The organism is Kitasatospora sp. NPDC004799 (genome assembly GCF_040609095.1).
Taxonomy (GTDB): Bacteria; Actinomycetota; Actinomycetes; order Streptomycetales; family Streptomycetaceae; genus Kitasatospora.
Genome location: NZ_JBEXJK010000115.1, coordinates 1 through 21,059, shown reverse-complemented (window position 1 = coordinate 21,059; position 21,059 = coordinate 1). Strand labels below are relative to the sequence as shown.

The following is a 21,059-nucleotide window of genomic DNA, read 5'->3' as shown; positions in this document are numbered from 1 at the left end:
GGGTTCGCCGCCGGTGGCCGGCGTGGTCGGGGCGGTCGGCGCGCTCGGGGTGGCGCTGGCGCTGGGGCTGGTGCTCGCGGGGGCGGTCGGCCAGGGGGTGGCGTCGGGGGCGCCGGAGCCGGTCCGGAGGTCGAAGTCCTGGGCGGGGGTGCCGTCGAGGGCGGCGGCCGTGTAGGCGGTCCAGATCCGGGTGGGGAAGGCGCCGCCGTTGATCCGGGTGAGTCCGGCGGTGCCGGCCAGCGGTTCCTTGGCGTGGGTCTTCGGGTTCTCCCGGAACAGGCCGACGGTGGTGGCGAGTTCGGGGGTGTAGCCGGCGAACCAGGCGGAGAGGTTGGAGTCGGTGGTGCCGGTCTTGCCGGCGGCCGGGCGGCCGAGGTCGAGGGCGGCGGCGCCGGTGCCGCGCGGGCTGATGACGTCGCGCAGCACGTCGGTGACGGAGTCGGCGATCTCCCGGTCGAGGGCCTCGGTGGCGTGGTGGGCGGGCATCTCGGGGACGTCGACGGCGCCGCCGGGGTTGACGCGTTCGAGTTTGCCGACGGACCAGGGGGTGTGGGCCTGGCCGTGGTCGGCGAGGGTGGCGTAGGCGGCGGCCAGGTCGAGGGCGCTGGGGGTGGCGGTGCCGAGGGTCATCGAGGTGTTGGCCGGGTCCATGCCGCGGACGCTGTCGGGGATGCCGAGTCTGACGGCGGTCTCGCGGACGCGGGCGAGTCCGGCGTCCACGCCCTCCTGCGCGTACACGGAGTTGACGGACTTGACCATGGCGTGGCGCAGGGTGATGTCGCCGTAGTCGATGTCGTCCTCGTTGGGCGGGGCGTACGGGGTGGGGCCGCCGGTGACGGGGCGTTCGCTGGTGCCGTCGTAGCGGGTCTCGACGGTGATCGGGCGGCCGTCGGGGGCGTGCTGGGCGACCAGGCCGGCGGCGAGGTCGATCGGTTTGAAGGTGGAGCCGATCTGGTTGTCCTGGCGCAGCGCGTCGTTGTAGGGCTGCTTGGTGTAGTCGGGGCCGCCGTAGACGGCGACGACCCGGCCGGTGGCGGGTTCGACGGAGGCGCCGGCGACCCGGACGTCGGTGTCGGTGTCGGGGCGGGCCCGGGGGTCGAGTTCGCCGGTGAGCTGGTCCTGGACGGCCTTGACGAAGGCGTCCTGCCGGGGCTTGTCGAAGGTGGTGGTGATGCGCCAGCCGCCGGCCTTGAGGGTGGCGGCGTCGAGGGTGCCGGAGGAGATGAGGTAGTCGTCGGCGACGCCGACCAGGTAGCCGGCCTGGCCGGCCAGGCCGGTGGCGGGCTGGGGGTCGATCGGGTCGGGGAAGGCGGTGGCGGCGCGGTCGGCGGGGGTGAGGAAGCCGAGCTGGACCATGCCGTCGAGGGCGTAGTGCCAGCGGGCGAGGGCCTTCTCGCGGTTGGCGGGGGTGGCCGTTTTGACGTCGTAGAGGCTGGGGGCCTGGAGCAGGGAGGCGAGGTAGGCGCCCTGGCCGAGGGTGAGCCGGGCGGCGTCGACGCCGTAGTAGGCGTGGGCGGCGCTCTGGATGCCGTAGGCCCCGCGGCCGAAGTAGCTGCTGTTGAGGTAGCCGGCGAGGATCTCGCGCTTGTCGCGCTGCTGGTCGACCTTGAGGGCGATGAGCAGTTCGCGGCCCTTGCGCTCGATGGTGCGGTCCTGGGTGAGGTAGTAGTTCTTGACGTACTGCTGGGTGATGGTGGAGCCGCCCTGCATGCCCTTGCCGGTCAGGGTGTTCCAGCCGGCCCGGAGCATGCCCTTCAGGTCGATGCCGCGGTTCTGGTAGAAGGTGCGGTCCTCGGCGGAGACGACGGCCTGCTGGGTCTGGAGCGGGATCTGGTCGATGGTGACGTCGGTGCGGTTGACGGCGCCGGTGCGGGCGATCTCGGTGGTGCCGTCCGCGTAGAGGTAGATGTTGTTCTGGGCGACGGCGTGGGCGTTGGGGTCGGGCACCGGGACGATGACGTAGAGCACGGCGAAGCCGCCGACGGCGAGCAGGAACAGCGCGGTGAGGGTGCCGAGGGTGACCCGCCAGGTGGGCAGGAGCCGGCGCCAGAGCGGGAGGGCGCGACGGGCCTCGCGGCGGGCGGCCCGTTTGGCCTGGCGGCGGGTGCTCAAGGTCATGCCGAGATTATCTGCTATTTGACGTCGGATCAGGCCGGGAAAACCGGGTGCGGGTGGTGCGGTCCGGCGGTACGGTGAAAGGTGCAAACCACATAGCGCAGCCACTTTCGCAGCTCCGCCCGCCAGGCCCGGCACCCCCGGGTACGGCCGGTCGGAGCCGCTGGGGCGTGCGCGCCGGTGCCCGCGGGCATCCGTCTGCCCGCATTTGTCGACAAGGAGACATTATGCTGAGTCCCGCGCCCGCCGAGGCCTCCGCCGGGCGGCCCCCCGATCCCGCGCCCGCCGGATTCCCCCTGGGGCTCTACGCCGCCGTCGCCCGCGGCGCCTTCCACCGCCACGCGACCTACCGGGCCGCCACCCTGGCCGGCGCCTTCACCAACACCGTCTTCGGCTGCATCCTCGCCTACACCTTCATCGCGCTCTGGCAGGCCCGCCCCGGCCTCGGCGGCTACGACGTGAGCCAGGCCGTCACCTACATCTGGGTCTGCCAGGGCCTGATGCCCACCATCGCGATCTTCGGCGGCGGCGTCGAGGACGACGTCCGGGCGCGGTTCCGCAGCGGGGACATCGCCGTCGACCTCTACCGGCCGGTGGACTTCCTGGGCTGGTGGCTGGCGAGCGACCTCGGCCGGGCCGGCTACCACCTGCTGGTCCGCGGCGGGGCGCCGCTGCTGATCGGCGCGCTGCTCTTCCACTTCCGGCTGCCCGAACGGCCGGTCACCTGGCTGGTCTTCCTGCTCTCGGTGCTGCTCGCCGAGGTGGTCAGCTTCGGGCTGCGGTTCCTGGTCGCGCTCACCGGCTTCTGGCTGCACGACTCCGAGGGGGTGAACTCGGTGACGATGGTGGTGACGATGTTCCTCTCCGGGATGCTGCTGCCGCTCACGCTCTTCCCCGGCTGGCTCGGCGACCTCGCCCAGGTGCTCCCGTGGGCGGCGCTGGCGCAGCTGCCCGCCGACCTGTTCCTGGAGCACACCACCGGTGCGGCCGTGCTCGGGCCGCTCGGCCTCCAACTCGCCTGGGCCGCGGTGCTGCTGGCGACCGCGCGCGGGGTGCAGGTGCTGGCGACCCGCAAGGTGGTGGTCCAGGGTGGCTGACCCCGGCCTCGGAGCCCCCGCCGTCCCCGACTCCGCCGTCCCCGACTTCGCCGTCGCCCGGACCCGCTGGGCGGTCCCGGCCCGCTGGGCGACCCGTACCCGCTGGGCCGCGCGCGCCTGGTGGCTGTGCGCCGCCATGTGGACCCGTTCGAGCATGTCCTACCGGGCCTCGTTCACGATGATGTTCGCGGCCAACACGGTGATCACCTTCCTCGACTTCGCCGTGATCGTCCTGATGTTCCGGCACACCGCCACGCTCGGCGGCTGGGCCCTGCCCGAACTCGGCTTCCTCTACGGCACCTCCGGCTTCGCCCTCGGCATGGCCAACATGCTGGTCGGCAGCATCGACGCGCTCGGCGACCGGATCCGCACCGGGACGCTCGACGTGATGCTGATCCGGCCCGCCCCGGCGCTCGCCCAGCTCTGCGCCGAGCGCTTCTCGCTGCGCCGGATCGGCCGGCCGGCCCAGTCGGCGGCGGTGCTGCTCTGGTCGCTCGCCGCCCTGGAGGTCGGCTGGACCTGGGACAAGGTGCTGCTGACGGTCGTCCTGCTGATCAGCGGCACGGTCATCTACTGCGCGATCTGGATCGGCTTCGCCTGCCTGCAGTTCTGGTGGGGCGAGACCCGGGAGTTCCAGAACTCCTTCACCTTCGGCGGCGGCGTGATGCTGCAGTACCCGCCGACCGTGTTCGCCAAGGAGCTGGTGCTCGGCGTGGTCTTCGTCGTCCCGCTGGCCTTCGTCAACTGGCTGCCCGCACTGCACATCCTGGGCCGGCCCGACCCGCTCGGCCTGCCCGTCGCCTTCCGGTTCGCCTCCCCGCTCGTCGCCGCGCTCTGCGTCCTCGCGACCGGCCTCGCCTGGCGGGCCGGGCTGCGCGCCTACCGCGGCACCGGCAGCTGAACCCCCCATCCCCCGAAGGAGCTTCCATGGCACTGATCGAACTCCAGGACGTCCGCCGCAGCTTCACCGTCCGCACCCGCACGGGCCGGTTCAGCCGGGCCAAACGCGAGGTCCGCGCGGTGGACGGGCTCAGCTTCACCGTCGGGGCCGGCGAGTGCGTCGGCTACATCGGGCCCAACGGGGCCGGCAAGTCCACCACCATCAAGATGCTCACCGGCATCCTCGTCCCCAGCTCCGGGCGGCTGCGGGTGGCCGGGGTCGACCCGGCCCGCGAACGCGTCGCGCTGGCCCGCCGGATCGGCGTCGTCTTCGGCCAGCGCACCACCCTCTGGTGGGACCTGCCGCTGCGCGACTCCTTCGAGCTCGCCCGCCGGATCTACCGAATCCCCGACGCCCGGTACCGCGAGAACCTCGACCGCTGCGTCGAACTGCTCGACCTCGGCGGCCTGTTGGACACCCCGGTGCGCCAGCTCTCGCTCGGCCAGCGGATGCGCGGCGACCTCGCGGCGGCGCTGCTGCACGACCCCCAGGTGCTCTACCTGGACGAGCCGACCATCGGCCTGGACGTGGTCAGCAAGGGCCGGGTGCGGGAGTTCCTGCGCGAGGTCAACCGGGACCGGGGCACCACCGTGCTGCTCACCACCCACGACCTGACCGACATCGAGCAGCTCTGCGGCCGGGTGATGGTGATCGACCACGGCCGGGTGGTGTACGACGGCGGGCTGGAGGGCCTGCACGCCACCGGGCGCAGCGAGCGCACGCTGGTGGTGGACCTCGCCCAGGAGCTCGCGCACCCGGTCGAGGTGCCCGGGGCCCGGGTCACCAGGGTCGAGGGGCCGCGCCAGTGGCTGGCCTTCCCGGCCCAGGAGAGCGCCGCGCCGATCGTGGCGGCGGTCGCCGCGCGCTACCCGCTGGTGGACCTGTCGGTGCGCGAGCCGGCCATCGAGGACGTGATCGCCCGGATGTACGCGGAGGTCGCGATCGGCTGACCGCGGCGCGCACGCGCCCTCCCGGCCGCCGCGCGTCCGTGCGGCGGCCGGGAGCGTGTTCTGTTCCCCGTCGCCGGTGCGGGTGATCACCGTGACCCCGGGCCCGGGGCGCGAGTTGATCCGGCATCACTCGCCGACGCCGGAACCGGAGGCCCCCCGTCCGATGGCCGTACCCGACGTGACCGTGGTGGTCGCGGTCTACAACACCATGCCGTACCTCACCGCCTGCCTGGACTCGCTGGTCGGGCAGTCCCTGGCGCCGGGGCGGCTGGAGGTGGTGGCCGTGGACGACGGCTCCACGGACGGCGGCGGCGAGCTGCTCGACGAGTACGCCGCCCGTCACCCCGGGCTGTTCACGGTGGTGCACCAGGCCAACTCGGGCGGCCCGGCCGGCCCCACCAACCGGGGTCTGGAGCTGGCCCGCGGCCGCTACGTGCTCTTCCTCGGCGCGGACGACTGGCTCGGCGAGGAGGCGCTGGAGCGGCTGGTCGCGGCCGCCGACGCCTGGGGTTCGGACGTGGTGGTGCCCAAGCAGGTCGGGGTGAACGGGCGGCTGGTGCCGCAGGGGATCTTCCACGCCGACGCCGAGTCCGTGGGCTTCGCCGACTCCGCGCTGGCCTGGGCGCTGGCCGACACCAAGCTGTTCCGGCTCGACCTCGTCCGGCGCCACGGGCTGCGCCGCGACGAGGGGTTGAAGGTCTTCTCGGACCAGCCGTTCACCCTGGCGGCCTGCCTGCGGGCGGCCCGGGTGTCCGTCCTGGCCTCCTACGACTGCTACTTCCTGGTGCTGCGCGAGGACCGGGGCAACGTCACCGAGCGGGCCGGGGTGCTGGACCGGCTGCGCGGGATCGCCGCGCTCCAGCAGGTTGCCGCCGAACTGGCCGAGCCGGGCGAGGAGTTGGACGCCATCCGGGCGCGCAGCTTCAGCTGGGACGTGCCGCGCCTGCTGCAGGACGGCTTCCTGCTGCTGAGCGCGGACGCGCAGGAGCGGGTGTGCGTCGAGGTCGCCCGGCTGGTCGAGCGGTTCGGCGCCCGCGAGGTGTACCACCGGCTGCCGGTCGCCGAACGGGTGCGGCTCGAACTCGCCTCCGCCGTCCGGCCGGAGGCGCTGCGCCAGCAGATCCGCTACGAGGCGGCGCACGGCGATCCGCCGGTGGTGGCGGAGGGGCGGCGGCGGTACGCGGGCTACCCGGCGTTCCGCAACGCCGGGCTCGGGCTGCCGGACGAGCTGTTCCTGCTGCGGGAGGAGGCGGCCGAGGCGCCCGCCCCGCCGCTGGGCCTGGCGCGGCAGCTGTGGCGCGGGCTCGTCCCGGCACAGGTGCGGCGCGGGCTGCGGCGCCACCCGGCGTGGCGCCGGCTGGCCGACTCGGTGAACGGAGGACGGGGATGAGCCTGGACGTCTGCGTGGTCGGGCTGGGCAAGCTGGGCCTGCCGCTGGCGGTGCAGTTCGCGCTGAAGGGCCACCGGGTGACGGGCGCGGACATCGCGCCCGGCGTGGTGGACAGCGTCAACCGGGGCGTGCCGCCGTTCCCCCGGGAGGCGGGGCTGGACCAGGCGCTGAAGCGGGTCGTCACCGAGGGCCGGCTGCGGGCCACCACCGACACCACGGCCGCGGTGGCCCGGGCCGAGGCCGTCGTGCTGGTCGTCCCGCTGGTCACCGCCGCCGACGGCAGCCCGGACTTCGCCCTGCTCGACGCCGCCACCGACGCCGTCGCGGCCGGGCTGCGCCGGGGCACCCTGGTCAGCTACGAGACCACCCTGCCGGTCGGCACCACCCGGGAGCGCTGGGCGCCCCGGCTGGCGTCCCGGTCCGGGCTCGCGGCCGGGACGGACTTCGCGCTGGTGTTCAGCCCGGAACGGGTCCGCACCGGACGGGTCTTCGCCGACCTGCGGCGCTACCCCAAGCTGGTCGGCGGCCTGGACGCGTCCTCCACCCGGCGCGGCGCCGAGTTCTACCGGGCGGTGCTGGACTTCGACCCGCGGCCGGACCTGCCCCGGCCCAACGGCGTCTGGGAGCTGGCCTCGGTGGAGGCGGCCGAGTTCAGCAAGCTCGCCGAGACCACGTACCGGGACGTCAACATCGCGCTGGCCAACCAGTTCGCCCGGTACGCGGACGAGGTCGGCGTGGACTTCGCGGAGGTCGCCGAGGCCTGCAACTCACAGCCGTACAGCCACCTGCACCGGCCGGGCATCGCGGTCGGCGGGCACTGCATCCCGGTCTACCCGCGGCTGTACCTGTGGAACGACCCGGGCGCGACGGTGGTCCGGGCGGCGCGCGAGGCCAACCTGGCGGTGCCGGGGTACGCGGTCGGCGTGCTGGCGGGGGCGGTGCCGGGCGGGATCGCCGGGCAGGGCGTGCTGGTTCTCGGCGCCTCGTACCGGGGCGGGGTCAAGGAGACGGCGTACTCCGGGGTGTTCCCGCTGGTCGAGGCGGTGCGGTCGGCGGGCGGGCGGCCGTACGTCAGCGATCCGCTGTACGAGGCGGAGGAGTTGGCGGCGCTCGGGCTGCCGCCGTACGGCGGGGAGCCGGTGGTGGCGGCGGTGCTGCAGGCGGACCACCCGGAGTACCGGGACCTGACGCCGGTGGACCTGCCGGGGGTGCGGGTGCTGCTGGACGGGCGGCGGTGCACGGACCCGAAGCGCTGGGCGGGCGCGGAGGTGCGGCGGATGGTGCTGGGCGGGGCGTGAGGGCCGGGCCGGGCGCTGCCGTTCGGTCGGCGCGCGCCGGGCGTGCGGGCCGTTCCTCCCGGTGCGTGAGGCCCCCGGGGGCGCGTGATCGCGAGGCGCGCCCCCGTCCGCGCCGGGCACCGGGCAGACTGGCGGGGTGAGTGACGATGCCTTCAGCGGGACCGGCCCCGGGGTCCGGTTCACCGCGGCCGACGAGCAGAAGAGACGCGGCGTCCGCCGGATGAAGACCATCGCGACCGGCCTGCTGGCCTTCGCGACCCTGGTCTTCGCCCTGGCCACCTGGGCCAAGGCGGCCGGCGCCGGCCCCTGGGCCGGGTACGTGGCGGCCGCCGCCGAGGCCGGCATGGTCGGCGCGCTGGCCGACTGGTTCGCGGTGACCGCGCTGTTCCGCCGGCCGTTCGGCCTGCCGATCCCGCACACCGCGATCATCCCGACCAAGAAGGACGCCTTCGGCCGCTCGCTCGGCGACTTCGTCGGCGAGAACTTCCTCTCCGGGCACGTGGTCCGCGGCCGTCTGGCGGCGCTCGGCATCGGCCGCCGGCTGGGGGAGTGGCTGGCCGCGCCGGGCAGCGCCGAGCGGGTCACCAAGGAGGCCTCGGCGGCGCTGCGCGGCCTGCTCGCGGTGCTCCGCGACGAGGACGTGCGGGCGGTGGTCGCCGAGGCGGTGACCAGGCGGGCCGCCGCCACCTCGGTGGCCGAGCCGATGGGCCGGATGCTCGGCAAGGTGGTCGCCGACGGCGGGCACCACGGGGTGGTGGACCTGGTCGCGGTCCGGGCGCACGGCTGGCTGACCACCAACCACGAGGAGGTGGTCCAGAAGGTCACCCAGAAGACCCCGGGCTGGACGCCCCGGTTCATCGACCACCAGGTCGGCGAGCGGGTCTACAAGGAGCTGCTGCGCTTCGTCACCGACATCCGGGACGACCCGGACCACCCGGCCCGCGGCGCGATCGACAACTTCCTCGCCGACTTCGCGACCGAGCTGCAGACCGATCCGGAGACCATCGCCCGGGTCGAGCGGGCCAAGGCCGAGCTGCTGGCCCGTCCCGAGGTGCAGGACCTGATCAACTCCACCTGGGCGGCCGTGCGCACCCTGGTGATGGGCGCGGCCGAGGACGAGGACAGCGAACTGCGCCGGCGCATCCGCGACGGCGTGCGCGGCTTCGGCGAGCGCCTGGCCACCGACCCCAAGCTCCAGGCCAAGGTGGACGGCTGGCTCCAGGACGCCGCCCAGTACCTGGTCGACACCTACCGCACCGAGATCACCTCGCTGATCTCCGAGACGGTGGCGGGCTGGGACGCCGACGACGCCTCCCGCAAGATCGAGGCCAACGTCGGCCGCGACCTCCAGTTCATCCGGATCAACGGCACCGTGGTCGGCGCCCTCGCCGGGCTGCTGATCCACACCGTGGCGGCCGCGCTCGGCGGGTGATCCCGGGCACGGCCTATCCTTGGCGGCACTGTCGTCGGTGCGCGTGACACGTGACGTCGCGCGTGGAGAAGGAAGAAGGGAACGACCGTGGTCCAGCCGGACGGAAGTCGGATCGGGAACCCCACAGACCGGAGCATCGAGGCGTTCATCGCCGGGATGCCCAAGGCGGAGCTGCACGTCCACCACGTCGGCTCGGCCTCGCCGCGGGTCGTCGCGGAGCTGGCCGCCCGGCACGCCGGGAACTCCAGGGTGCCGACCGACCCGGCCGCGCTCGCCGAGTACTTCACCTTCACCGACTTCGCGCACTTCATCGAGGTCTACCTGAGCGTCGTGGACCTGGTCCGGGACGCCGAGGACGTCCGCGCGCTCACCTACGGGGTGGCCGAGGACATGGCCCGGCAGAACATCCGGTACGCCGAGCTGACCATCACCCCGTACTCCTCGGTCCGCCGGGGCATCCCCGAGGTCGCCTTCATGGAGGCGATCGAGGACGCCCGGCTGCGCGCCGAGAAGGAGCTCGGCGTGGTGCTGCGCTGGTGCTTCGACATCCCGGGCGAGGCCGGGTTGGAGTCGGCCGAGGTGACCGCCCGGCTGGCCACCGAGCTGGCCCCCGAGGGCCTGGTCAGCTTCGGCCTGGGCGGCCCGGAGATCGGCGTGCCGCGCCCGCAGTTCAAGCCGTACTTCGACCGGGCCCGCGCGGCCGGCCTGCACAGCGTCCCGCACGCGGGCGAGACCACCGGGCCGGAGACGGTCTGGGACGCGATCCGGGTGCTCGGCGCCGAGCGCATCGGGCACGGCACCCAGGCGGTGAAGGACCCGGCGCTGATCGACCACCTGGGCGAGCACCGCATCCCGCTGGAGGTCTGCCCGACCTCCAACATCGCCACCCGGGCCGTGGAGCGGATCGAGGACCACCCGATCAAGCGGATGGTGGAGGCCGGGCTGCTGGTGACGGTCAACAGCGACGACCCGCCGATGTTCGGCACCGACCTCAACACCGAGTACGCGGTGGCGGCGCGGCTGCTGGGCCTGGACGAGGCCGGGGTGGCGGGGCTGGCCCGCAACGCCGTCGAGGCCTCCTTCCTGGACGGGGCGGGCAAGGCCCGGCTGGCCGGGGAGATCGACGCCTACCTGGCCGGGTGGCAGCGGCCGTAGGTCCTCGCCCCGCCGCGTTTCCCCTGGTGAACCGCCCCGTCGACCCCGGTCGGCGGGGCGGTTCCGTTGTCGGCGCCAGAGCCGTTCGGGTGATGGCGCCACAGTGGTGCCACAAATGGCTCGACATGGCGCCACGGCTGTGCCAAGCTATCAGCCATGGACCTCACGCCGTACGTGGAAAACCTCCGGAACGAGCTCGCGGTGGCCGCCGCCACCGGCGGGGACGAAGCCCGCGCGCTGGCCGAGCGGCTGACGCTCCCGCTGGAGTCGGCCGTGCGGCTCACCCTGCTCAACGCGCTCTCGGCCGCCATGGGCGAGGTCACCCGCGACCTCGCCCCCGGCTCGGTGGACGTGCGCCTGCGCGGCCTCGACCCGGAGTTCGTGGTGACGGCGCCGCCCGGCTCGGACGCCTTCCACGGCGACCTGCCGCCGGTGGTGCCGCCGTCGGGGGTGATGGCGCCGCCCGTGGTGCCGATGGCGCCATCCGTGGTGCCGCCGGTGGTGCCGGGGGTACCGGGGGTGCCCTCGGGATCGCCTTCGGGCTCGCCGGAGCCGGACGAGACGGGCACCGCCCGGATCAACCTGCGCCTGCCGGCCCACCTCAAGGCCCGGGCGGAGGAGGCCGCCGCCGAGGCCGGGCTCTCGCTCAACGCCTGGCTGGTCCGGGCCCTGGCCGGCGCGCTGGAGGGCGGTGAGCCGGCCCGCCGTCCGGTGGCCGAGCCGGGCAGCCGGGTCGCGCGCAGCATCGGCGGCCAGGGCTACACCGGCTGGGTCCACTAGGCGTCCGCACCACCCGCAGCATCCGCACGACCTCCCGCACCACCTTCTGCACCTTCGACGTCACCCCCGCTCCGACCAGCGGGAACACCAACACGAGTCACAAGGACGGGACAGCCATGCCTACGTACGAGATCGACGGCCCGATTTCCGCCATCCTCGAGTTCGACATCGGCTCGGTCTGGATCAAGGCGGGCAAGCGCACCGACGCCGTGGTCGAGGTCCGGCCCGCCAACCCGGCCAAGGACGCGGACGTCAGGGCCGCCGAGCAGACCCAGGTCGACTTCTCCGGCGGCCGGCTCGGCATCAAGGCCCCCAAGCAGCGCTCCGTCTTCACCAGCAAGAAGGGCGGGATCGAGATCCTGGTCGAGCTGCCGGCCGGCTCCGACGTCCACAGCGAGTCCCCGATGGCCGAGTTCGTCACCGAGGGGCCGCTCGGCGACTGCCGGCTGAAGACCTCGCTCGGCCGCATCCAGGTCGAGAGCGCCGAGAGCGCCCGGCTCGACAGCGGCTTCGGGGACGTCCGGCTCGGGGCGACGACCGGGGACGCCGAGGTGTCCGGCGCGGGCCGGATCGAGATCGGCTCCGTCGGGGGCCGGCTGACGGTCAAGAACAGCATCGGCGACACCGAGATCGACGAGGTGCACGGCGAGCTGCACGCCAACGCCTCCAACGGCCGGATCCACATCGGCTCGGCCGAGGGGAACGTGGACGCCAAGTCGGCGCACGGCCACATCCGGGTCGGCCGGGTGGTCCGCGGCCAGGTCACCCTGCAGACCAGCCTGGGGGACGTGGAGGTCGGCATCGCCGAGGGCACCGCGGCCTGGCTCGACGTGCACAGCAAGGTCGGCGGCGTCCGCAACGACCTCGGCCCCACCCGGGGCCCGGGCGACGCGGTGGAGACGGTCGAGGTCCGCGGCCGCACCCAGGTCGGCAACGTCGTGGTCCGGAGGGCGTGATGGCGACGACCTCGACGGCCCCGGTGGCCCCGGCGGTCTCGGCGCACCCGGCGATCTCGGCCACCGGGCTCACCAAGTCCTACGGCGACAAGGCGGTCCTGACGGGCGTCGACCTGGAGATCCCGGCGGGCAGCGTGTTCGCCCTGCTCGGGCCCAACGGCGCCGGCAAGACCACCGCCGTGCAGATCCTCTCCACCCTGATCCCCGCCGACGGCGGCTCGGCCCGGGTGGCCGGGTACGACGTCGAGCGCGAGGCCGACGGGGTGCGCGGGGCGATCGGGGTGACGGGCCAGTTCTCGGCGGTGGACAACCTGCTCACCGCCGAGGAGAACCTGATGCTGATGGCCGACCTCAACCACCTCCGCCGTCGGGAGGGGCGGAGGCGGGCGGAGGACCTGCTGCGGCGCTTCGACCTCACCGAGGCCGCCCGCAAGCCCGTCGTCACCTACTCCGGCGGCATGCGGCGCAAGCTCGACCTCGCGATGACGCTGGTCGGGAACCCCCGGGTGATCTTCCTGGACGAGCCGACCACCGGGCTGGACCCGCGCAGCCGGCGCACCATGTGGGAGATCATCAGGGGCCTGGTCGCCGACCACGGGGTGACGATCTTCCTCACCACCCAGTACCTGGAGGAGGCCGACCAACTCGCCGACCGGATAGCCGTCCTGGACGGCGGCCGGATCGTCGCCGAGGGCACGGCCGAGGAGCTGAAGCGGTTCGTCCCCGGCGGGCGGATCCGCCTCCAGTTCGCGGACGCCGGCTCGCTGGCCACCGCCGCCGCGCTGTTCGACTACGCCACGGCCGACACCGAGGCGCTGCGGCTGGAGATCCCGGGGGACAACTCCGTGGTCACCGTGAAGGCCGTACTGGACGCGCTCGACAACGCGTCCGTGGCGGCCGAGTCCCTGGTCGTGGAGACGGCCGACCTGGACGACGTGTTCCTCCAACTGACCGGGGAGGGTGTGCGATGAGTACGGCCACGGGAACGGCCGGCTACGTGCTCAGCGACTCGCTGACCATGCTGCGCCGCAACCTCAAGCACGCGCTGCGGTACCCGTCCCTGACCTTCGCGGTCGTGGTGATGCCGGTCATGATGCTGCTGCTGTTCAACTACGCCTACGGCAGCACGCTGGGCGCCGGCATCGGCGGCGGGAACTACATCGACTACGTGACGCCCGGCATCGTGCTGATGGCGGCCACCTCCGGGTCGCTGGTCACCGCGATCGGCATCTGCACCGACATGACCGAGGGCATCGTCAACCGCTTCCGCACGATGGCGATATCGCGCTCCGCCTTCCTGGCGGGGCACGTGGTCGGCAGCGTCATCCAGACCATGATCGGGCTGGCGCTGGTGATCGGCGCGGCCCTGGCGATGGGCTTCCGGCCGAACGCCGGGCCGGTGGAGTGGCTGGCCGCGATGGGCCTGCTGCTCTTCCTCACCATCGCCCTGACCTGGATATCGGCCGGCATCGGCCTGGTGGCCAAGACGGTCGAGAGCGCCAGCAACATGCCGATGCCGCTGCAGTTCCTGCCCTTCCTCGGCAGCGCCATCGTGCCGACCGACTCCATGCCGACGGCCCTGCGCTGGTTCGCCGAGTACCAGCCCTTCACCCCCATGATCGAGACCCTGCGCGGGCTGCTGCTGGGCACCGGGATCGGCAGCAGCGCCTGGAGCGCCCTGGCCTGGTGCACCGTGCTGACGCTGGTCGGCTTCTTCTGGTCGAGGAGCGTCTTCTACCGGCGGTGACGGGGGTACGGCCGGTGGGCCGAGCGGCCCGGACGACGGAGCACCCGTCGGCCGGGCCGTTCGGCACCCCCGTAGTAAAGTCCCGGCAAAGGACGACTCCGGGGGAGCAAATGACGGCGACGCGCCGCAGGCGGATCGTGTGGTGCCTCCGAGGTGCGGCGCTGGCGGCCTTCCTGGTGTACCTGCCGGGCTACTTCTCCTCCCGCCAGGGCGGGCTGGTCGAGGTCGAACGCTGGCTGAACCACCCGGTGCTGCTGCTCGGGACGGCGGTCGCGCTGGCCGTGGCCTCGGCGGTGGCCCAGTTCGAGTTCCGTACCCGGTGGGCGCAGATCGGCTGTGCGGCCGTCCTGTCGCCGCTGCTCGTCATCGGGGCGGCGGTCGGAGGCCTGGCGTGGTTCTTCGGCGGCGACGGCCGGCTGGTCGACCGCAAGCCCGACCCGAGCCGCGCCGACCACGTGCTGAGCGTCACCGACATCGCCTTCTCGATCGATCCGGTCTACCGGGTGGAACTGCTGACCGGCAGCGGCTGGTCGGCCCGGCACTGGGGCCTCGGCACCTGGGACGAGGACGACGGCTTCGTCAGGGCCGACTGGTCCGGCCCCGGCCGGATCACGGTGACGCTGCAGAAGGAGGTCAAGGTCTTCACCGTGGAGGAGGACGGGACGCTCGGCGAGCCCTCGGTGACCCCTCGGCCCCGACAGCGCCCGTAGCCCGAGGAGCGCCTGTAGTAGGGTCCGCGCCGAATGATCGTTCAGGAACCGCCGGGGGGCGAGGCATGACAGCGGTACGCCGCAAGCGGATCGTGTGGGGGCTCAGAGGGGCGGCGCTCGCGGCGTTGCTGGCGTACGCGGCGGGCTGGAACTCGTCCCGCTCGGGCGGACTGGTCGTGGTCGAGCACGGGCTGAACCACCCGCTGCTGCTGGGCGGGTCGGCGGTTCTGCTGGTCGTGGTCTCACTGATCATCTCGATGGAGTTCCGTACCTGGGTGTCGCAGATCGGGTGCGCCATCGGCCTGATCGCGCTGGTCCTCGGCGGGATTCCGGTCGGGTTCCTGGGGATCGTCCTGAGCCGTGGCGGCTGGACCGAGCGGACGGCCGCCCCGGGCCACTCGGACCGGGTGCTCACCGTCACCGACGTCGCCTTCTCGATCGACCCGATCTACAAGGTGGAGTTGGTGTCCGGCACCGGCTGGTCCGCCCGCCACTGGAGCCTGGGCACCTGGGACACCGAGCAGACCGACTACGTCCGCGTCGACTGGTCGGGGCCGGACCGGATCACGATCACCCGGGCGGAGAAGCTCACGGTTTTCGACGTCCGCCCGGACGGCAGCCTGGGCGCCCCTCGCGAAGAGCCCCGGCCCCAGGGCCCGTTGATGCCGCGCTGAGGCGGCACGACGAGCCCGGCCCTCTTCGCGTCACCAGCGGTCGATGCCCATGGTGTCGGCCGCGCTGTGGACGGCGTTGTCGTGCGGGATCGACATGTCGGACTTCTTCTGGCCCGCCGGGAGGTTCCGGTCGGCGGCGCGGAACTCGTCCCGGGCCTCCGCGAGCAGGCCGGTGCCGTGGGAGACCGGGACGTCCTTGGTGCCGTGCGCCGGGTGGGACTTGGAGGCCGTCCTGCTGCCCGCGTTGATCAGGGTGGTGCGGGCCCGGTTGTAGTCGGCGACCTTGATGGTCTTCGGATTGCGGAGCTCCGCCCGCACCCCGGCCGTCGACGGCGCCTGCTCGGCGGCCCCGGCGGCGGGAGCGGCGGCGGTGAGCGCACCCGTCACGATGACGGTGGCGAAGGCGTTCCGAAGGGACCTGTGCATGAGGGTGTCCTTCCGATCGGGAGAGCGTCGAGGATTCGCCTCGCCGTGAGCACCGGGACAGTCGGGGTGCGAACGTCTCCGCCCTACCCCGGCCTCGGGTGGCGGAAAACCGGTTTCCGCTCGGGGAGTTCGGTGAGGATGGGATCAGGCCTTTTCCTGATTGTGCGCCAATAAGATTGGCGTAGAGGTGGGTTGGTGACCCGTAGCCCAGGCGCCAGGCGGAGGGTCGAGGGACTGCGGCGGAGCGAGGGGGAGCCCGGCCGGAGCCCCCGCGCTGCGGCAACCGGGGCAATGCGATTCGTGTGCTGACTCCACCCGGATTACTTGCCGTTGCGGGGCCCTGGTGCGGGTGGTTCTCTCGCCCTTGTGACCCAACGCGCGGTCACGGATTCGAGGAATCACCCTCGCAGAAGGAGAAATCCTTGTTCACCATCAAGAAGGCGGCCGCCTGCGCGGCCGCCGCCCTGGCCGCCACCGGCGCGACGGCCGCGGCAGGGCCCGCACCGGCGGGCCAGGCGCACAACGCGGGCCAGCTCGTGCGCTTCTACAACGAGGCCGTGAACGGCGTCCTGGACTCGGCCAAGTACGGTCCCGTCGCGATCGCCTGGCAGGCCAACGGCACGGTCTGGCAGAACTGGGTCCTCCGCCCGACCTCCCTCGGGTACCTGCTCGAGGCCCAGGGGAAGCCCGACAAGTGCCTCCAGGCGTACGCGGAGCCCGGGACGGAGATCCCGCTCGTCGAGTGCAACGTCAACATCCCGACCCAGCACTGGCAGCTCGACCGCACGGGCGACAAGGTCGTCATCGCCCAGGCGACGGACGAGGACTACGTCATCGCGGCCCAGAGCAACGGGAACCCCGTGGTGAAGGCGTTCCGCGACAACAGCCCGCGCCAGCTCTGGCTCGTGTCCGCCCCCTCCTGAGCCGGTGGTGCCGACTCCCGCCCCCGCCGGGTCGCCCCCGGCGGGGGCGGTTGACGTCGGGGCGGTCGGCGCGGGGGCGGCCACCCGGTGCCTCACCGCGTGCCGGTCACGCCTGCTGGTCCAGCGCGGCGAGCAGTTGGCCCGCCCGTCCGTCCGCCGCGGCGAAGGCGAGGTGGTCGTGGTAGTCGCGGGACTCGGTGATCAGGCCGTCCCTGACGCGCAGCACCTGGATGTTGGGGGTGTGGAAGGTGCGGCCGGTGGCGGGGTACAGGCCCTCGTAGTCGAACTCGGCGATCACCACCTCGGGGTCGTCGGTCCCGTGGACGCGGATGTTCTCCGTGCGCAGGCGAACCGCGTCGGCGGCCTCCAGAGCGGCGAAGCGCTCCCGAAGTGCCGCACGGCCGTGGAGGCGGCGCGGGGGGACGGGCGAGAAGACGATCTCCACCACGGCGTCCTCCGCGTAGAGCGCGGCGAGTTCGCTCCACTTGCCGGCCGAGATGAGGGTCGTCAGCTGCGCGAAGACCTCGCGCGGGGTCGCTGGTGCGGACATGGGCCGACCTCCGTGATCCCGCCGCCTACAATCGGATAGGCGACTCCGTTTCAGCGGAGACGATACGGATACGCCACTCCGTTTGTCCAGGCATCGCGAGGACCGCATGACGACAGATCAGAATCCGTCCACCGCCGGTTCGAAGCCCCTGCGGGCCGACGCGCGGCGGAACCGCGCCCGGCTGCTGGAGGTCGCCGAGGCGGTCTTCGCCGAGCGGGGGACCGGCGCCTCCACTGAGGAGATCGCCCGGGAGGCGAAGGTCGGCATCGCCACCGTGTTCCGGCACTTCCCGACGAAGGAGGCGCTGCTGGAGGCGGTGCTCGTCCGGCGGTTGGAGAAGCTGGCGGAGGAGGGGCGGCGGCTGGCGGCCGAGGCCGGCCCGGGGGACGCGCTGTTCGCGTTCTTCGACCTGGTGCTGGACCAGTCCCCGGTGAAGAACGCCTTCGCCGCCGCCCTCGCGGATGCCGGAGTCGACACCCGGGCGGCCACCTCCGACGCCGGACGCGCCGTCCGCGAGGCGCTCACCGCGCTGCTCGAAGACGCCCAGCGGGCGGGCGCGGTCCGGCGGGACCTGGAGGTGCCGGAGCTGACGGCGATCCTGGTGGGCACCTGCCGCATGCTGGAGCACCTGGACGGCCACCCGGAGGCCGCCCTGCGCGCCCGCACGGTCGTCCGCGACGGGCTGAGGGCGGGGACCGGGGGAGCCCGGCCGTGAGACCGGCGGGCTCGCACGGTCAGCCGCCTCTGGGTGGCTGAGCCCGCTCAGGCGCGCAGCAGGGCGTTGAACTCGCCGTAGTCGACGGTGTCCGTCAGGCAGGTGTAGGTGCCGGTGGTGGCCAGCTCCGTCGCGACCCGGCGGACGGTCGCGTACGCCGCCTCGGCGACCGCGGAGCCGAGGCTGACCCGGGCCACGCCCAGGCGCGACAGCTCCGCCACGGACGGGGCGCCCGGGCCGGCCAGGATGTTGACCGGCGCCGGGATGCCCGCGGTGAGGGCGGCGACGACGCCGGTGTCGGTGACGCCGGGGACGAAGACGCCGGAGGCTCCGGCGTCGAGGTAGGCGCGGGCGCGGTCCAGGGTCTCCTGGAGGCGGGCCTCCTCCGGGCCGGCGCCGAGCAGGTACGTGTCCACCCGCGCGTTGACGTAGAGCCGGAGACCGGCCTCGTCCGCCGCGGCGCGAGCGGCGGTGATGCGCGCGCACTGCTCGGTGACCGGGCGCAGGACGGAGCCGCCGTCCGCGTGCGCGTCCTCGATGTTGACGCCGACGGCCCCGGCGGCGACGACCCGGGCGACGGTGTCGGCGACCTCGGCCGGGGTGGCGCCGAAGCCGCTCTCGATGTCGGCGGTGACGGGGACGGACACCGCGTCCACCACCCGGCGGATCAACGCGATGGCCTGCTCCCGGTCGAGGCGGTTGCCGTCCGCCGCTCCCAGCGCCCAGGAGACGCCGGCGCTGGTGGTGGCGATCGCCCGGGCTCCCGCGGCCTCGACCAGGCGGGCGCTCGCGGCGTCCCAGGCATTGGCCAGAGCCAGCGGTGCGGCGGGGTCGTGGAGGGCGTGGAACAGCCGTGCGCTGTCGTGCTGTGCAGTCATGATCCGTATTCCACCGGCGAAAGCCGCTACGCCGCTGGCGGTTTCGCGACAGCACCGTCGGGCCGCGCCGGATGGGACCGGCCGCCGCGTAGGCCCCGCGGAAGTACCCCGCGAGTCCCGAGAAAAGATCAACGCCTCGTCAGCACCACCCCGACGAAGGACCCGGACGCTCCCGGGGCGGGGCGGTCTGGCCTGCACGATCCACCTCGTTGGCGAAGGCGGACGCCGACCGTTGGCGCTGCTGAGCACGCCCGGCACCGGGCGTGCTCGGTCAGCGTGCTGTGCATGCGCCGCAGCCTACGGCGTCATGATCCGCCGGACGGAACCTGGGCGGATCAACCGGCAGGGCGTCGCTCGGCCGCGTCGAAGGCGGGTGCGAGCGGGGCCAGGGTCGCGCGGAGCTGGTCGGGCAGTGCGCCGGTGGGTACGACCAGGCCGCCGCCGCCGAGGTTCCCGGCCGGCTGGAGCCAGCCCTCCAGGGCGATCCGCACGGCCGCGGCCACGCCGGCCGCGAGGACGCGGGCGGTGTGCGGTTCGGCGTCGGCCAGGCGTTCGGCGAGCACCGCCGCGAGCGGGGGCTCGATGCCGGCGGTGGAGTCGAGGAACGCGTCGCGCAGCGCGGGCCGGGTGGTGATCAGCAGCAGCGCCCGGTGCTCGTGCTCGCCGGTGTCGGTGTACTGCTCGACCACCGCGTCCGTGACGGCGTCGGCCAGGCGTACGTCTGCGGGCCCGGCCGCGACCGCCGCCGCGATGCGCGCCTCCCGGTCCGCGGTGACGGCGGAGACGATCGCCTGCTCGCGGCTGGCGAAGTAGTTGTTGTAGGTGCGCGGCGAGACCCCGGCCGCCTCGGCGATGTCCTCGACCCGCACCTGGTCCGGCCCGCGCTCGACGGCCAGGCGCAGGGCCGCCTCGCGCAGCGCCTCGCGCGTGGCCTGCTTCTTCCGCTCCCGCAGCCCCGGTGGTGGTGTCGTCACGGTGTCAGCGTTCCACACCGGGCTGCGTGCGCGCAAAGTTGCGCATGCGCAATCTTGCGCGCACGCAGTTTTCCTGTCAGGCTCGATGCGACCGAGACCGACGGAGGGGGCGCCACCATGCGCGCAAGAGGAATGACCTATGACACCGGGTTCGTCGTGCACGGCCGGACATCCCGGGAGCACTTCGACCCCGCGGTGGTCCGGCGCGAGCTCGCCGTCATCCGCGACGACCTGCACTGCAACGCCGTCCAGATCGTCGGCGGCGACCCGGACCGCCTGGAGCTGGCCGCCGCGGCCGCCGCCGAACTCGGCCTGGAGGTCTGGTTCTCGCCCTATCCGCTGGAGCTGGATCCGGAGCAGATCCTCGCGCTTCTCCGCGACTGCGCCGAGCGCGCGGAACGGCTCCGGCAGCAGGGGGCCGCGGTCGTGTTCGTCGCCGGGGTCGAGCTGAGCGTGATGAACCGCGGGTTCCTGCCCGGGGAGAGCCCGGAGGAGCGGGTCGAGGAGCTGATGGGCCGGCCCGAGCGGCGAGCGGAGGAGATGCGCGAACTCGGCGTGCGCATCAACGCGTTCCTCGGCGGCGCGGTGGCCGTGGTCCGCGAGCGCTTCCGGGGCAAGGTCACCTACGCGGCCATCCAGTTCGAGCAGGTCGACTGGACGCCCTTCGACTTCACGACCTTCGAGCTGATCCGCTCCGCCGAGGTCGCCGACCGGTTCCGCGAGGCGGTGCGGACCCTGGCCCAGGGCCCGAAGCCGCTCGCCATCACCGGGTTCGGCACCTCCGCCTACCGCGGCGCGGGGGACCGCGGCGGGCGGGTGCTGGAGGTGGTCGAGTACGACCCGGAGACCAGGGCCCCGGTCCGGCTGAACGGCGTGTACGAGCGTGACGAGGCCGGCCAGGCCGCGTACCTGAGCGAACTGCTGGAGGTCTTCGAGACCGAGGGCGTGGACAGCGCGTTCGTGTTCCTGTTCGCCCTGCCCGGCTACCCGCACCGCCCGGGCGGCGACCCCAGGGACGACCTGGACCGGGCCGGCCTGGGCATCGTGAAGCTCCTCGAAGGACGCCGGGGGCAGACCTACCCCGACATGGAGTGGGAGCCCAAGGCCGCCTTCACGGCGGTCGCGCAGCGGTACCGGAGGTGACAGGGGCCCGCGCGCGGCGGTGACCACGGCGCGTGCGGAGTGGGAAGTCGGCCGGTCCGACTTCCCACTCCGTGGTGAGGGGGCGTCGGACGGTGGGCGGGGGAACGCGGAAGGGTCCGGCACCTTGGTAGGTGCCGGACCCTTCCGACTGTGGAGCGCCAGGCCCGGGTTGCACGGACTCTTCCTACTGAAAGTAGGACGTGCTC

At 73.4% G+C, this 21,059-nt stretch carries 21 protein-coding genes and 1 pseudogene; 17 read left to right on the top strand and 5 right to left on the bottom strand.

The features are described from left to right. A partial coding sequence (locus ABZW03_RS17125; protein ID WP_355258155.1) for a transglycosylase domain-containing protein occupies positions 1 to 2,118 on the bottom strand: 2,118 nt, incomplete at its 3' end. A gap of 293 nt (positions 2,119 to 2,411) precedes the next feature. Here ABZW03_RS17125 and ABZW03_RS17120 point away from each other — a divergent pair. The 13 genes from ABZW03_RS17120 to ABZW03_RS17060 all read left to right on the top strand — a co-directional run bounded on the left by ABZW03_RS17120 (position 2,412) and on the right by ABZW03_RS17060 (position 15,244). Further along, on the top strand, positions 2,412 to 3,212 hold the full coding sequence (locus ABZW03_RS17120) for an ABC-2 family transporter protein (protein WP_355258164.1): 801 nt from the start codon (positions 2,412 to 2,414) through the stop codon (positions 3,210 to 3,212). Positions 3,213 to 3,348: 136 nt separating this feature from the next. Beyond that, positions 3,349 to 4,113, top strand: coding sequence for an ABC-2 family transporter protein (locus ABZW03_RS17115; RefSeq protein WP_355258161.1), 765 nt, complete (start codon positions 3,349 to 3,351; stop codon positions 4,111 to 4,113). Positions 4,114 to 4,139: 26 nt separating this feature from the next. Beyond that, positions 4,140 to 5,102, top strand: a complete 963-nt coding sequence (locus ABZW03_RS17110; protein WP_355258152.1) for an ATP-binding cassette domain-containing protein — start codon at positions 4,140 to 4,142, stop codon at positions 5,100 to 5,102. Positions 5,103 to 5,265: 163 nt separating this feature from the next. After that, the gene (locus ABZW03_RS17105) at positions 5,266 to 6,492 is read left to right on the top strand and encodes a glycosyltransferase family 2 protein (protein WP_355258149.1); all 1,227 of its coding nucleotides are present in this window, start codon (positions 5,266 to 5,268) and stop codon (positions 6,490 to 6,492) included. Positions 6,493 to 6,494: 2 nt separating this feature from the next. Continuing rightward, the gene (locus ABZW03_RS17100; protein WP_355258158.1) at positions 6,495 to 7,790 is read left to right on the top strand and encodes a nucleotide sugar dehydrogenase; all 1,296 of its coding nucleotides are present in this window, start codon (positions 6,495 to 6,497) and stop codon (positions 7,788 to 7,790) included. 136 nt (positions 7,791 to 7,926) lie between these two features. Further along, the gene (locus tag ABZW03_RS17095; protein ID WP_355258146.1) at positions 7,927 to 9,222 is read left to right on the top strand and encodes a DUF445 domain-containing protein; all 1,296 of its coding nucleotides are present in this window, start codon (positions 7,927 to 7,929) and stop codon (positions 9,220 to 9,222) included. A gap of 87 nt (positions 9,223 to 9,309) precedes the next feature. After that, positions 9,310 to 10,377 carry an adenosine deaminase gene (locus ABZW03_RS17090; RefSeq protein WP_355258143.1) on the top strand — a complete coding sequence of 356 codons (1,068 nt, stop codon included), beginning with the start codon at positions 9,310 to 9,312 and terminating at the stop codon, positions 10,375 to 10,377. Between the two features lie 156 nt (positions 10,378 to 10,533). Further along, positions 10,534 to 11,157: a toxin-antitoxin system HicB family antitoxin gene (locus tag ABZW03_RS17085; protein WP_355258140.1), complete on the top strand. Its 624-nt coding sequence runs from the start codon at positions 10,534 to 10,536 to the stop codon at positions 11,155 to 11,157. A 116-nt stretch (positions 11,158 to 11,273) separates the two neighbouring features. Beyond that, positions 11,274 to 12,113 (top strand): DUF4097 family beta strand repeat-containing protein, encoded by an 840-nt coding sequence (locus tag ABZW03_RS17080; protein ID WP_355258137.1) that lies wholly within the window; start codon positions 11,274 to 11,276, stop codon positions 12,111 to 12,113. Next, complete coding sequence (locus ABZW03_RS17075) at positions 12,113 to 13,084, top strand: ATP-binding cassette domain-containing protein (protein ID WP_355258134.1); 972 nt, start codon at positions 12,113 to 12,115, stop codon at positions 13,082 to 13,084. The genes ABZW03_RS17080 and ABZW03_RS17075 overlap by 1 nt, the downstream gene beginning before the upstream one ends. Continuing rightward, entirely contained in the window at positions 13,081 to 13,860 is a 780-nt protein-coding gene (locus ABZW03_RS17070) for an ABC transporter permease (protein ID WP_355258131.1), read from the top strand. The genes ABZW03_RS17075 and ABZW03_RS17070 overlap by 4 nt, the downstream gene beginning before the upstream one ends. 110 nt (positions 13,861 to 13,970) lie before the next feature. After that, on the top strand, positions 13,971 to 14,570 hold the full coding sequence (locus tag ABZW03_RS17065) for a hypothetical protein (protein ID WP_355258128.1): 600 nt from the start codon (positions 13,971 to 13,973) through the stop codon (positions 14,568 to 14,570). A gap of 65 nt (positions 14,571 to 14,635) precedes the next feature. Next, positions 14,636 to 15,244 (top strand): hypothetical protein, encoded by a 609-nt coding sequence (locus ABZW03_RS17060; RefSeq protein WP_355258125.1) that lies wholly within the window; start codon positions 14,636 to 14,638, stop codon positions 15,242 to 15,244. 30 nt (positions 15,245 to 15,274) lie between these two features. Here the strand turns inward: ABZW03_RS17060 and ABZW03_RS17055 are convergent, their stop codons facing one another. Beyond that, positions 15,275 to 15,670: a hypothetical protein gene (locus ABZW03_RS17055; RefSeq protein ID WP_355258122.1), complete on the bottom strand. Its 396-nt coding sequence runs from the start codon at positions 15,668 to 15,670 to the stop codon at positions 15,275 to 15,277. A gap of 422 nt (positions 15,671 to 16,092) precedes the next feature. On the opposite strand from ABZW03_RS17055, the gene ABZW03_RS17050 reads away from it, so the two are divergent. Then, a complete protein-coding gene (locus ABZW03_RS17050) occupies positions 16,093 to 16,593 on the top strand; it encodes a ricin-type beta-trefoil lectin domain protein (RefSeq protein WP_355258120.1) in 501 nt (166 codons plus the stop codon). Between the two features lie 106 nt (positions 16,594 to 16,699). Here the strand turns inward: ABZW03_RS17050 and ABZW03_RS17045 are convergent, their stop codons facing one another. After that, positions 16,700 to 17,143 carry a nuclear transport factor 2 family protein gene (locus ABZW03_RS17045; protein ID WP_355258117.1) on the bottom strand — a complete coding sequence of 148 codons (444 nt, stop codon included), beginning with the start codon at positions 17,141 to 17,143 and terminating at the stop codon, positions 16,700 to 16,702. A 106-nt stretch (positions 17,144 to 17,249) separates the two neighbouring features. On the opposite strand from ABZW03_RS17045, the gene ABZW03_RS17040 reads away from it, so the two are divergent. After that, a complete protein-coding gene (locus tag ABZW03_RS17040) occupies positions 17,250 to 17,858 on the top strand; it encodes a helix-turn-helix domain-containing protein (protein WP_355258114.1) in 609 nt (202 codons plus the stop codon). Between the two features lie 47 nt (positions 17,859 to 17,905). Here the strand turns inward: ABZW03_RS17040 and ABZW03_RS17035 are convergent, their stop codons facing one another. Next, positions 17,906 to 18,736: an isocitrate lyase/phosphoenolpyruvate mutase family protein gene (locus tag ABZW03_RS17035; protein ID WP_355258111.1), complete on the bottom strand. Its 831-nt coding sequence runs from the start codon at positions 18,734 to 18,736 to the stop codon at positions 17,906 to 17,908. Positions 18,737 to 18,852: 116 nt separating this feature from the next. Here ABZW03_RS17035 and ABZW03_RS17030 point away from each other — a divergent pair. Then, positions 18,853 to 18,992: pseudogene (locus ABZW03_RS17030) on the top strand (IS5/IS1182 family transposase); the annotation flags it as partial. A 79-nt stretch (positions 18,993 to 19,071) separates the two neighbouring features. On the opposite strand, the gene ABZW03_RS17025 reads toward ABZW03_RS17030, so the two are convergent. After that, positions 19,072 to 19,710, bottom strand: coding sequence for a helix-turn-helix domain-containing protein (locus ABZW03_RS17025; protein WP_355258108.1), 639 nt, complete (start codon positions 19,708 to 19,710; stop codon positions 19,072 to 19,074). Between the two features lie 132 nt (positions 19,711 to 19,842). On the opposite strand from ABZW03_RS17025, the gene ABZW03_RS17020 reads away from it, so the two are divergent. Beyond that, positions 19,843 to 20,853, top strand: coding sequence for a hypothetical protein (locus ABZW03_RS17020; protein WP_355258105.1), 1,011 nt, complete (start codon positions 19,843 to 19,845; stop codon positions 20,851 to 20,853). Positions 20,854 to 21,059 lie beyond the last annotated feature (206 nt).

What these genes read in the sequence shown, in the direction of transcription:
- ABZW03_RS17115 (WP_355258161.1), top strand. Translation starts at nt 3,349, where the DNA reads ATGTGGACCCGTTCGAGCATGTCCTACCGGGCCTCGTTCACGATGATG.
- ABZW03_RS17110 (WP_355258152.1), top strand. Translation starts at nt 4,140, where the DNA reads ATGGCACTGATCGAACTCCAGGACGTCCGCCGCAGCTTCACCGTCCGC.
- ABZW03_RS17105 (WP_355258149.1), top strand. Translation starts at nt 5,266, where the DNA reads ATGGCCGTACCCGACGTGACCGTGGTGGTCGCGGTCTACAACACCATG.
- ABZW03_RS17085 (WP_355258140.1), top strand. Translation starts at nt 10,534, where the DNA reads ATGGACCTCACGCCGTACGTGGAAAACCTCCGGAACGAGCTCGCGGTG.
- ABZW03_RS17080 (WP_355258137.1), top strand. Translation starts at nt 11,274, where the DNA reads ATGCCTACGTACGAGATCGACGGCCCGATTTCCGCCATCCTCGAGTTC.
- ABZW03_RS17075 (WP_355258134.1), top strand. Translation starts at nt 12,113, where the DNA reads ATGGCGACGACCTCGACGGCCCCGGTGGCCCCGGCGGTCTCGGCGCAC.
- ABZW03_RS17070 (WP_355258131.1), top strand. Translation starts at nt 13,081, where the DNA reads ATGAGTACGGCCACGGGAACGGCCGGCTACGTGCTCAGCGACTCGCTG.
- ABZW03_RS17065 (WP_355258128.1), top strand. Translation starts at nt 13,971, where the DNA reads ATGACGGCGACGCGCCGCAGGCGGATCGTGTGGTGCCTCCGAGGTGCG.
- ABZW03_RS17060 (WP_355258125.1), top strand. Translation starts at nt 14,636, where the DNA reads ATGACAGCGGTACGCCGCAAGCGGATCGTGTGGGGGCTCAGAGGGGCG.
- ABZW03_RS17055 (WP_355258122.1), bottom strand. Translation starts at nt 15,670, where the DNA reads ATGCACAGGTCCCTTCGGAACGCCTTCGCCACCGTCATCGTGACGGGT.
- ABZW03_RS17045 (WP_355258117.1), bottom strand. Translation starts at nt 17,143, where the DNA reads ATGTCCGCACCAGCGACCCCGCGCGAGGTCTTCGCGCAGCTGACGACC.
- ABZW03_RS17040 (WP_355258114.1), top strand. Translation starts at nt 17,250, where the DNA reads ATGACGACAGATCAGAATCCGTCCACCGCCGGTTCGAAGCCCCTGCGG.
- ABZW03_RS17035 (WP_355258111.1), bottom strand. Translation starts at nt 18,736, where the DNA reads ATGACTGCACAGCACGACAGCGCACGGCTGTTCCACGCCCTCCACGAC.
- ABZW03_RS17020 (WP_355258105.1), top strand. Translation starts at nt 19,843, where the DNA reads ATGACCTATGACACCGGGTTCGTCGTGCACGGCCGGACATCCCGGGAG.